Origin of the sequence: Novosphingobium sp. B-7, from assembly GCF_000410615.1 — a bacterium.
Classification (GTDB): domain Bacteria; phylum Pseudomonadota; class Alphaproteobacteria; order Sphingomonadales; family Sphingomonadaceae; genus Novosphingobium; species Novosphingobium capsulatum.
Genome location: NZ_APCQ01000507.1, coordinates 1 through 10,296 on the forward strand (window position 1 = coordinate 1; position 10,296 = coordinate 10,296).

General features: G+C 67.3%; 11 protein-coding genes and 1 pseudogene. 9 read left to right on the plus strand and 3 right to left on the minus strand.

Annotation, left to right across the window (positions count from 1 at the left end):
• Positions 1-1,039 (plus strand): annotated as a pseudogene (locus H926_RS0106495) (DNA mismatch repair protein MutS); the annotation flags it as partial.
• Positions 1,040-1,158: 119 nt separating this feature from the next.
• On the opposite strand, the gene H926_RS0106500 reads toward H926_RS0106495, so the two are convergent.
• Positions 1,159-2,427, minus strand: a complete 1,269-nt coding sequence (locus tag H926_RS0106500) for a NupC/NupG family nucleoside CNT transporter (protein ID WP_022675595.1) — start codon at positions 2,425-2,427, stop codon at positions 1,159-1,161.
• A 101-nt stretch (positions 2,428-2,528) separates the two neighbouring features.
• On the opposite strand from H926_RS0106500, the gene H926_RS0106505 reads away from it, so the two are divergent.
• The 7 genes from H926_RS0106505 to H926_RS0106535 all read left to right on the plus strand — a co-directional run bounded on the left by H926_RS0106505 (position 2,529) and on the right by H926_RS0106535 (position 7,636).
• Positions 2,529-3,209: a queuosine precursor transporter gene (locus H926_RS0106505; RefSeq protein ID WP_028657676.1), complete on the plus strand. Its 681-nt coding sequence runs from the start codon at positions 2,529-2,531 to the stop codon at positions 3,207-3,209.
• 65 nt (positions 3,210-3,274) lie between these two features.
• Positions 3,275-4,189: an acetylglutamate kinase gene (argB, locus tag H926_RS0106510; protein ID WP_022675597.1), complete on the plus strand. Its 915-nt coding sequence runs from the start codon at positions 3,275-3,277 to the stop codon at positions 4,187-4,189.
• Positions 4,190-4,277: 88 nt separating this feature from the next.
• Entirely contained in the window at positions 4,278-4,868 is a 591-nt protein-coding gene (locus H926_RS30730; protein WP_051146273.1) for a hypothetical protein, read from the plus strand.
• 113 nt (positions 4,869-4,981) lie between these two features.
• On the plus strand, positions 4,982-5,275 hold the full coding sequence (locus tag H926_RS0106520) for a YggT family protein (protein ID WP_022675599.1): 294 nt from the start codon (positions 4,982-4,984) through the stop codon (positions 5,273-5,275).
• A 4-nt stretch (positions 5,276-5,279) separates the two neighbouring features.
• Positions 5,280-6,173, plus strand: coding sequence for a bifunctional methylenetetrahydrofolate dehydrogenase/methenyltetrahydrofolate cyclohydrolase FolD (gene folD / locus H926_RS0106525; RefSeq protein WP_022675600.1), 894 nt, complete (start codon positions 5,280-5,282; stop codon positions 6,171-6,173).
• 76 nt (positions 6,174-6,249) lie between these two features.
• Complete coding sequence (locus H926_RS33060) at positions 6,250-7,014, plus strand: hypothetical protein (RefSeq protein ID WP_022675601.1); 765 nt, start codon at positions 6,250-6,252, stop codon at positions 7,012-7,014.
• Between the two features lies 1 nt (position 7,015).
• On the plus strand, positions 7,016-7,636 hold the full coding sequence (locus tag H926_RS0106535; protein WP_028657678.1) for a MarC family protein: 621 nt from the start codon (positions 7,016-7,018) through the stop codon (positions 7,634-7,636).
• Positions 7,637-7,746: 110 nt separating this feature from the next.
• On the opposite strand, the gene H926_RS0106540 is transcribed toward H926_RS0106535, so the two are convergent.
• Both H926_RS0106540 and H926_RS35540 read right to left on the minus strand, forming a co-directional pair.
• Positions 7,747-8,334: a TMEM165/GDT1 family protein gene (locus tag H926_RS0106540; protein WP_022675603.1), complete on the minus strand. Its 588-nt coding sequence runs from the start codon at positions 8,332-8,334 to the stop codon at positions 7,747-7,749.
• A 214-nt stretch (positions 8,335-8,548) separates the two neighbouring features.
• Entirely contained in the window at positions 8,549-9,004 is a 456-nt protein-coding gene (locus H926_RS35540; RefSeq protein ID WP_369974045.1) for a DUF1289 domain-containing protein, read from the minus strand.
• 44 nt (positions 9,005-9,048) lie between these two features.
• On the opposite strand from H926_RS35540, the gene H926_RS0106550 reads away from it, so the two are divergent.
• Positions 9,049-10,296 (plus strand): DEAD/DEAH box helicase (locus tag H926_RS0106550; protein ID WP_022675605.1); only part of this gene is annotated, 1,248 nt, incomplete at its 3' end.

The window sequence follows — 10,296 nt, forward strand, 5'->3', positions numbered from 1 at the left end:
CCATGCCCTGGCCGCCGAGGAAGCCCATTTCGAAGACCTCATCGCCCAGGCCGTCGCCGCGCGCGAGGGCATTGCCGCTACCGCCGCCGCGCTGGCCCGCATCGACGTGGCCGCCAGCCATGCCGAGCGCGCCGGCGAAGGTGGCTGGTGCCTGCCGCAGGTGGTGGAAGAACCGGTGCTGGCAATCACCGGCGGCCGCCACCCGGTGGTGGAAGCCGCGCTGGCCAAGGCGGGCGAGCGGTTCGTGGCCAACGATTGCCAACTGGCCGAGGCTGACCGGCTGTGGCTGGGCGGCGGGCCGAACATGGGCGGCAAGTCCACGTTTCTGCGCCAGAACGCGCTGATCGTGCTGCTGGCCCAGGCCGGCAGCTATGTCCCCGCGCTCGATGCCACGGTGGGCCTGGTCGACCGGCTGTTCAGCCGTGTCGGCGCCAGCGACAACCTGGCGCGCGGGCGCTCCACCTTCATGGTCGAAATGGTCGAAACCGCCGCGATCCTGCAACAGGCCGGCCCGCGCAGCTTTGTCATCCTCGATGAAGTGGGGCGCGGCACGTCGACCTATGATGGCCTGGCCCTGGCCTGGGCCGTGGCCGAGGCCGTGCACGAAACCAACCGCAGCCGCTGCCTGTTCGCCACCCATTACCACGAGATGCAGCGCCTGGCGGAAACCTGCCCGGCGCTCTCGCTGCACCATGTGCGCGCGCGCGAGTGGAAAGGCGATCTGGTCCTGCTGCACGAAGTGACGCAAGGCCCGGCCGACAAGTCCTATGGCTTGGCCGTGGCGCGCCTGGCCGGCGTGCCCGAACCCGTGGTCAAGCGCGCGCGCAGTGTGCTCGACAAGCTGGAAAAGGGCCGCGCCGCCACTGGTGGCCTGGCTGCGGGCCTTGACGACCTGCCCCTGTTTGCCGCCGCGATCGAGGCCGCCGAGGACAAGGTCGATGCCCTGCGCGAAAAGCTCAACGCACTGGATATCGATGCGCTGTCACCCCGCGCCGCGCTCGATCTGCTTTATGAACTCAAGCGCGAGGCAAACGCATAGCCCCTCCACCACCGCTTGCGCGGCGGTCCCCCTCCCCGCCTTCGGCAGGGAGGATCTTCAGGTCCTCCCCATCAGCGATGGGGAGGTGGCGGCCGCAAGGCCGACGGAGGGGCTTGATGTCAAAGCGACAGAAACAGCCCCGCCAGTGCCGCGCTCATCAGGTTGGACAGCGCGCCGGCGCACAGCGCCTTGATGCCCAGCCGCGCGATCACCGGGCGCTGGTTTGGCGCCAGGCCGCCGGTCACCGCCATCTGGATGGCGATCGACGAGAAATTGGCAAAGCCGCACAGCGCAAAGGTGACGATCGCGATGGTGTGATCGGAAAGGCCCTTGGCCTCTTGCAGATCGATGAAGCCGACGAATTCGTTGAGCACGATCTTGGTGCCGAACAGGCCGCCGGCCTGCATCGCCTCGGCCCAGTTAGGCGCGCCCAAAAGCAGGAACACCGGCGCAAAGATCGGCGCGAGGATTTGCTGGAAGGTCAGCCCGGGATGGCCGAAGAAACCACCCGCCCAGCCCAGCATGCCATTGGCCAGCGCGATCAGCGCCACGAACGCCAGCAGCATCGCGCCCACCGCCACGGCCAGCTTCACCCCGGTCTGCGCACCTTGCGCGGCGGCCATGATCAGGTTGGCCGGGCGCTGTTCTTCCGGCGCTTCTTCCAGCGAAGGCTTGATGTGCGGATTGGTCAGCGCGGCGTCGGCATCGGCGTCAACGGCATCGTGCAGCGGGGGCACGTCAGGCATGATCAGCTTGCCCATGAACACCCCACCCGGTGCCGACATGAACGCCGCCGCGACCAGGTAATCCACCCGCACGCCCAGCCCGGCATAGGCGGCCAGGATCGTGCCAGCCACGCCCGCCATGCCCACGCTCATCACCGTGAACACCTGGCTGGGCGAGAGCGCTGCAAGATAAGGGCGGATCACCAAGGGCGATTCGCTTTGCCCGACAAAGATGTTGGCCGCCGCGCACAGCGATTCCACGCGGCTGATGCCGGTCACCTTTTCCAGCGCGCCACCGATCCAGCGGATCACCAGCGGCATGATGCCCAGGTAATAGAGGATGGAGATCAGCGCAGCGAAGAACACGATCGGCGGCAGCACAGCAATCGCCACGCTCTTGCCGCCCAGTTCGGGCCGGGCAAGATCACCGAACACGAATTCCACCCCGGCGCGCGAATAGGACAGCAACTGCTGCACCGCGCTAGCCGCGCCCTGCAGCGCCGCCTTGCCCGGAGGAAAGCTCAGGACCAGCGCGGCCAGGCCCGCCTGCAGGGCAAAGGCTGGCAGCACCACCCGCCAGCGAATGGCGCGGCGGTTGGAGGAGAGCAGGAATGCGATGGCAAACAGCAGCGCCATGCCGCCAAGACTGGAAAGAATGCGCATGGCGGGATCGCCAACTCCACGTACGGGGGATTTAGACGGTTTCGTTCCTAACCATATTTGGCGCCGCGTCAAAATCAGGATAGAGGCCACCGATGGAAAAGATGCCTTCATCCGCGCCGCAGACCGTCTCCCTGCCCCGCGCACTGTTCGTATTTTCCCTGCTTTACGGCGGGTTAGTGGTTCTTGCCGGCGTGCTGGGGGCCAAGATCGCGAGCCTGGGCACTTGGCCCGTGGTCGGCAGCCTGGCGGTGGAATCGGGCATTTTCTGCTTTCTGCTGCTGGTTGTGCTGTCCAGCACCACGGCCGAACTCTATGGCCAGAAGGCCGCGACCACGCTGGTGCGGCTGGGGTTCATCCCGCTGATCGTCTCGATGGTGCTGCTGACCCTGGTGATCCACGCCGTGCCGCCCGCGCCGTTCTGGCAGGGCCAGGAAGCCTTTGCCACGGTGCTGGGCCAGGGCGCGCGGATGCAGCTGGCGGGGCTGATTTCCTATGGCGTGTCGCAAACGCTCAACGTGCATGTCTTTGCCCGCATCGGCGGCGGCCAGGGGCAGCGGCTGATGCTGCGCGCCTGGCTCGCCAGCCTGCTCAGCCAGGTGGCCGATACCGTGCTCTTCATCACGCTGTCGTTCTGGGGCGAAAAGGGCGCCGACGGGCACCCGCTGCCGATCGGCGCGCTGATGACCGGGCAGCTCGGCGCCAAGCTGCTGCTGTCCACGCTGATGGTGCCGCCGCTGATCTGGCTGGCAGTGCGGCTGGGGCGCCGGCTCGATCGCGCCTGAGGCAAATCTTCACGGCGCAAATATTCACTGCAAATTCGGCTGAACACGGCTAAGGCGCCGCCATCATGGCCACGAACATCGATCAGACCGACTCCTATCGCACCAGCATGCTCGCCAAGGCGGAAACGCTGACCGAGGCGCTGCCCTATCTGCAGCGTTATGCCGGGAAGACCTTTGTGGTGAAGTATGGCGGCCACGCCATGGGCGATCCTGATGCCGCGCGCGATTTTGCCGAGGACATCGTGCTGCTCAAGGCCGTGGGCGTGAACCCGGTGGTGGTGCACGGCGGCGGCCCGCAGATCGGCGCGATGCTCAAGAAGCTGGGCGTGGAATCGCACTTCATCGATGGCCTGCGCGTGACCGATGCCGCCACCGCCGAAGTGGCCGAGATGGTCTTGTCGGGCAAGATCAACAAGGAACTGGTCAGCTGGATCGCGGCGGCCGGGGGCAAGGCGCTGGGCATTTCCGGCAAGGACGCCGGGCTGGTCACCGCCACCAAGGTGGAACGCACCACCAAGGACCCGGAAAGCAATATCGAGCGCGTGGTCGATCTGGGCTTTGTCGGCGAACCGACCGAGATCGATCCCACCATCATCCACACTGCCAGCGCGGCCGGCTTCATCCCGGTGATCGCGCCGATCGGCGTGGGCAAGGACGGGCACACCTACAACATCAACGCCGATACCATGGCTGGCGCGATCGCGGCCAAGCTCGGCGCCTCGCGGTTGTTCCTGCTCACCGACGTGCCGGGCGTGCTCGACAAGGACAAGCGCCTGCTGACCGACCTGACCCCGCACGACATTGCCGGGCTGACGCGCGATGGCACGATCAGCGGCGGCATGATCCCCAAGCTGGAAACCTGCGTCCACGCGGTGGAGGCCGGGTGCGAGGCGGCGGTGGTGCTCGATGGCCGGGTGCCCCATGCTATGCTGCTGGAAATCTTCACCGCGCGCGGCGCCGGCACGCTGATCCATCGCTGAAAGCCGCGCGCGCCGAAACGGGCCAGGCAGGCAGGGAATGGAACGAAAGCCGATGCCAAGCGTGGTTAGGGGCATGATCCGTTCCTGCATGGCCACCGCCCTCGCCTCTGCCATCGTCATCAACCTTGCGGGATGTGACCGGCGGCCTGATCCCGCCCCGCAAGCCTCTGCCAACGCGCCAGACAGTGCGGAAACCACGCCGCCGGCCTGGATCGTGGCGCCTTCTGACCTGCCGAGCGAAGGCAGCGCGCCCGATGTAGCGTCAAAGCCTGCCGCGACTGACGCAGCCGCAGCCGATCCGGCGCCCAATCCTGCCTACGCCGCAGCGCTCAACGCGCGGCGCGATCCGGGCAAGGTGCTGGCCGCCTGGGGCACGGCGGTGGAAGCGCGCGACTGGGCCTCGGTCCGCGCGTTCTGGGGCGATCACGGCAAGGGCAGCGGGCTCGACACCAAGGCATTCACCGCGCGCTGGGGCAAGCTGGTGCAACCGCGCGTGACGATCGATCCCGGCCAATCCGAAGGCGCGGCCGGATCGATCTATTACACCGCCCCCGTCACGATCATCGACGGCGCCCGCCGCCTGACCGGCGAAGTGGTGCTGCGCCGGGTCAACGATGTGCCGGGCGCCACCGCCGAGCAGCTGCGCTGGCACATCGACAGCACCACCTTGACGCCCTGAGCGGGCCAAGACCCAACGAAATCTTGCGCAAAAGGGCGGCGTTCACCCGATTGCCCTTGGGGCCAAGCCTGGGCTAAAGCGCAGCACCGCTGCCGCCATAAGGAACGCCGCCCGTGCTGCTCTATACCCTTGTCCAGATGATCGATTACCTGATCAGCGTTGTCAGCATGGTCGTGATCGTGCAGTTCGTGATGAGCCTGCTGATCAGCTTCAACGTGATCAACACCAGCAACAACGCGGTCGTCGCGATCTGGCGCGCGCTCAATGCCATTCTCGATCCGCTGCTGGCGCCAATCCGCCGCTTCATGCCCAACACCGGCGGTATCGATTTTTCGCCCATGGTGCTGATCGTGCTGCTGCGCCTGCTGTCGATCCTGCTCAACGGCCTGGCCGCCTCGGGGTACTGATTTCATGACTGCCAACGTAATCGACGGAAAGGCCTTTGCGGCCAACCTGCGCGCGCGCATCGCCACTCTGGCGGCCGAATTCACCCAGGCCACCGGGCGCCAGGCCGGCCTCGCCGTGGTGCTGGTGGGAGAAGACCCGGCCAGCCAGGTCTATGTCCGCTCCAAGGGCAAGAGCACGGTGGAAGCCGGCATGGCCAGCTTCGAACACAAGCTGCCCGCCGATACCGACGAAGCGACGCTGCTGGCCCTGGTCGAACAGCTCAACGCCGATCCCGCCGTCGATGGCATCCTGGTGCAGTTGCCGCTGCCCCGCCATCTTGACGAGCAGAAGGTGATCGCCACGATCAACCCCGACAAGGATGTTGACGGCTTTCACGTCACCAATGCCGGGCGGCTGGCGGTGGGCCAGGCCGGCTTCGTGCCGTGTACGCCGCTGGGCTGCCTGATGCTGCTGCAAGACCGGCTGGGCGATCTGTCCGGGCTCGATGCCGTGGTCATCGGCCGCTCCAACATCGTGGGCAAGCCGATGGCCCAGTTGCTGCTGGCGCAAAGCTGCACCGTGACCGTGGCGCACAGCCGCACCCGCAACCTGCCCGATGTGGTGCGCCGCGCCGATATCGTCGTGGCCGCCGTAGGCCGGCCGGAAATGATCCGGGGTGACTGGATCAAGCCCGGCGCCACGGTGATCGACGTGGGCATCAACCGGGTGGCCGGTGCCGTGGAAGGCAAGACCCGCCTGGTCGGAGACGTTGCCTATGACGAAGCCGCTGCGGTGGCGGGCGCGATCACGCCGGTGCCCGGCGGGGTCGGGCCGATGACCATTGCCGTGCTGCTGCGCAACACGCTGGTGGCGGCCTATCGCCATGCCGGCCTGGCCCTGGCGCCTGACGCGATCTGATCACGGTTCTTGGCGGAACGTTTCATTGCCAAGTGCTTGCTTGGCCCACGGGCCGGCATTCGATAGAACCGGGGGCATGCTGCTTCGTGCCCCCGGCATCGCCCTTGCGCTTGCCTTCTGCCTTGCCGCCCCCGCCCTGGCCCAGCCGGCCGGCGGACGCGTGCGGATGATCGCCAATCCCAGCGCGCTGATCGGCGCCGATATCGCTACGGCCCAGGCCATGCAGGCCAAGGGCCCGCGCGAGGGACTGGCCACCAGCATGGCCGAAGGGGCCGAGCTTATCCTGCCGCCACGCCAGGCAGCCGATCCCCTGCTGCGCCGCAAGGATGCCATGCCGGGCCACCCGCACCAGCCCGATGCCGCGTGGATCGCCTGCGACGGCAGCTTTGGCATCACCCGTGGCCGCTGGAAAACCGCCACCGGAACCGGCGGCTGGTATGCCACGGTGTGGCAGCGCCACGCCAAGAAGGGCAACTACCAATGGCGCCTGTCGCTGGAGGGCACGGCCGCCAGCCTGCCCGATGCGCCCGAATTCCTGATCGGCCTGGTGGCCGATTGCCCGGCCCGGCCGATGCCAGCCGGCGCAGACGATCGCCCTGCGCCCAAGCCCGCCAAGAACGCGCCCATCGTGCAGCGCCCCCTGGCTGGCGCGATTCCCGCTGACGACGCGCCCGCCGGGTCCGACAGTCAGACCGCGCAATCCAACGATGGCACCCTGGCCTGGCGATCCACCGTGCGGCCCGATGGCAGCCGCGCGTTTCGCGCCTGGCAGTGGAAAGACGGCGTGATGGCCGACATTGTCCATCTGGACGCCGCCCCCGACCAGCGCCAAGGTGGCTGACATGCTGCAACTGTTCCTGTCCGCCTTCACCACGCTGTTTCTGGTGATCGATCCGCCCGGCTGCGCGCCGATCTATGCTGGGCTGACCACCCATGCCAGCGCGCGCCAGGCCACGCAGATGGCGCTGCGCGCCTGCGTGATCGCCACCGGCATCCTGGTGGTCTTTGCCCTGTTCGGCGAAGCCCTGCTCGGCGCGCTGCACATCGAACTCGCCAGCTTTCGCATCGCCGGCGGCATCATGCTGTTCCTGATCGCACTCGACATGGTGTTCGAAAAGCGCACCGAACGGCGCGAGGAACGCGCGGAAAAGGTGCGCAATGCCCAGCCCCACGTGGAAGACGTCTCGGTCTTTCCCATGGCCATGCCGATGCTGGCCGGGCCGGGCTCGATCGCCTCGATCATGCTGCTGACCGCGCGCGCCCACGGCACCGAGGAAACCGCAGTGGTGCTCGCCGCGCTGGGCGTCGTCATGGTGCTCAGCTTTGTTGCGCTGGTGGCCGCCCGCCCGATCATCCGCGTGCTGGGCGAGCAGGTAGAGGCGGTGGTCACCCGCCTGCTGGGCGTGCTGCTGGCGGCCCTTGCGGCGCAATTCGTGATCGACGGGCTGCGCACCCAGTTTTAAGCGCTGCGCGCGACAAGGGCTTCGACAAGCTCAGCCCGAACGGTTCCGGGGGATAATGCCCCCCGTTCGCCCTGAGCCTGTCGAAGGGCGCCAACGCAGCGCCCCAACCCTCAAACCAGACCAGCCGTCTGCGCCAGCAGCCAGCTGCCGATCACGATGAACAGCGCGGCGGCAACCATGCGCACCAGGTTCATCGGCACGCGCGCGATCAGGGCATTGCCCAGGAACACCGCCGGCACATTGGCCAGCATCATGCCCAGCGTGGTGCCGGCCGTGACCGCCACGGCATCGTGGAACCGCGCGCCCAGCGCGATGGTCGCCACCTGGGTCTTGTCGCCCATTTCCACCAGGAAGAACGCCACCACCGTGGTCAGGAACGCGCCAAAGCGCGCCGGCCGCGCCGCGTCGTCCTCGTCATCGAGCTTGTCGGGCACCAGGGTCCACAGGCCCATGGCGATGAAGCCGCCCGCAATGGCATAGCGGAACCACAGGCCATCGAGCAGGTCGGCCGCGACCATGCCGACCAGGGCCGCCAGGAAATGGTTGACCAGCGTGGCAGCGAGGATGCCCAGCACGATCGGCACTGGCCGCTTGAACCGCGTGGCCAGGACAATGGCGAGAAGCTGGGTCTTGTCGCCGATTTCGGCCAGCGCGACCACGGCGGTGGAGGTGCTGAAGGCTTCGAACAAGGGTGCCATGGGTGATACGTTCCGGGCCGGGCGAGACGAAGACAAACGACAGCGCGTGCTTCCGCCCGGCCGAGCGAATCACGCAACTGCCATTTGGTCTTGCCCGCAGCGGGCCGTGTCCGGCCTGCCTCTGCCCGCGCCATGATCTCTCGACCAAGCATGTTGACGCTGGGCGCCGCGCGCGACGCGCGGTGGCTACTCCCCAAGTGACGTGGCCGATCGGTTAGGGTGCCACGTGGCCGGTGGCAAGGCGTTTTTCACAACGTGCCAGGATTGCATGCTTTTCTTCCGCTCCCGCGCGGTACCATGCGGTGATTTCGGCCATGGTGCGGGCACAGCCACGGCACAGGCCGCTATCGGGCGCGATGCTGCACACCCCCGTGCAGGGGCTGGCGGGTGGGGCAGGATGGCCGGGCGAATCCATGCCACGCCCTAGGCCCGGGTGCAGCGCAGCGCAATTTCCTTGCGTATCGAGGCCATTGCCCCTAAGGGAGCGACCAGCAGGTGCGATGCGCCCGCCGCGATCCAGCGGCAGGTGACAGAGGCCCGGGCAAGCGTGAGATCGACCGTCGCTACGGAAACGATCCGCCCCGGCTGCGCGCATCGTGCCCCACCCGCCTCCCTTTATCACGCAAGGGGTCGCACGTTCGACCCTGCACCCATCGGGCCTGTCGCGCATTGTCGTGGCCGGCCATGGGAGGCATTGCAAAGCATTGGAACTCCATGTCCTATTTTTCTGACCTTGGCCTTGCCGAGCCGATTCTCCGCGCGCTTGAAACCAAGGGCTACACCGATCCCACCCCGATCCAGCGCCAGTCGATTCCCGCGCTGCTCGAAGGGCGCGATCTTCTCGGCATCGCGCAGACCGGCACCGGCAAGACCGCCGCGTTCGCGCTGCCCTCGCTGCACCGCCTGGCCGCCGATCCGCAGCCGCGCAAGCCGGCGTCGTGCCGCATGCTGGTGCTTTCGCCGACCCGCGAACTGGCCGCCCAGATCGCCGACAACATGAAGGGCTATGCCAAGAACCTGCGCCTGACGGTCGATTGCGTGTTCGGTGGCATTCCCATCGGCAAGCAGGCCCGCCGCCTGGTGCCGGGCGTCGATATCCTGGTGGCCACGCCAGGCCGCCTGCTCGACCTGATCGACAACCGCGCGCTGACCATCGGCCGCACTGAAATCTTCGTGCTCGACGAAGCCGACCAGATGATGGACCTGGGCTTCATCCATGCGCTCAAGCGCGTGGCCAACCTGCTGCCGGCCAAGCGCCAGAGCCTGTTCTTTTCCGCCACCATGCCCAAGTCGATCGAAGACCTGGGCAAGCAGTTCATCAAGAACCCGGTGCGCGTGGAAGTGGCCCCGCAATCGACCACGGCCGAACGCGTCGAACAGTTCGTCAGCTTCCTCAACCAGCCGGAAAAGCAGGCGCTGCTGTCGCTGACGATCCGCCGCCTGCTGGCGGAAAAGCAGCTGGATCGCGGCATCGTGTTCACCCGCACCAAGCATGGTGCCGATCGCGTGGCGCGCAATCTTTCGGCCGCCGGCATCGATGCCCGCGCCATCCATGGCAACAAGAGCCAGGCGCAGCGCACCGCCGCGCTCGAAGCGTTCCGCCAGGGTTCGTGCCCGGTGCTGGTGGCAACCGACATTGCCGCACGCGGGATCGACGTTTCAGGGGTGAGCCACGTGTTCAACTTCGAACTGCCCAACGTGCCCGAGCAATATGTGCACCGCATTGGCCGCACCGCGCGCGCCGGTGCCGATGGCGTGGCGATCAGCTTCTGCGCGCCTGATGAAAAGCCCTACCTGCGCGATATCGAACGCCTCACCAAGGTGAAGCCCGATGTCATGCCGCTGCCGGAAAACTTCCTGGCAGATGCGGCACGCCTGCCCGCACCCGTGCGTCGCGCGGCCGAAGACACCGACATGCGCCGCGACCAGCCGCGTGGCCGCGCCGGTGGTGGCCGTCGCGAT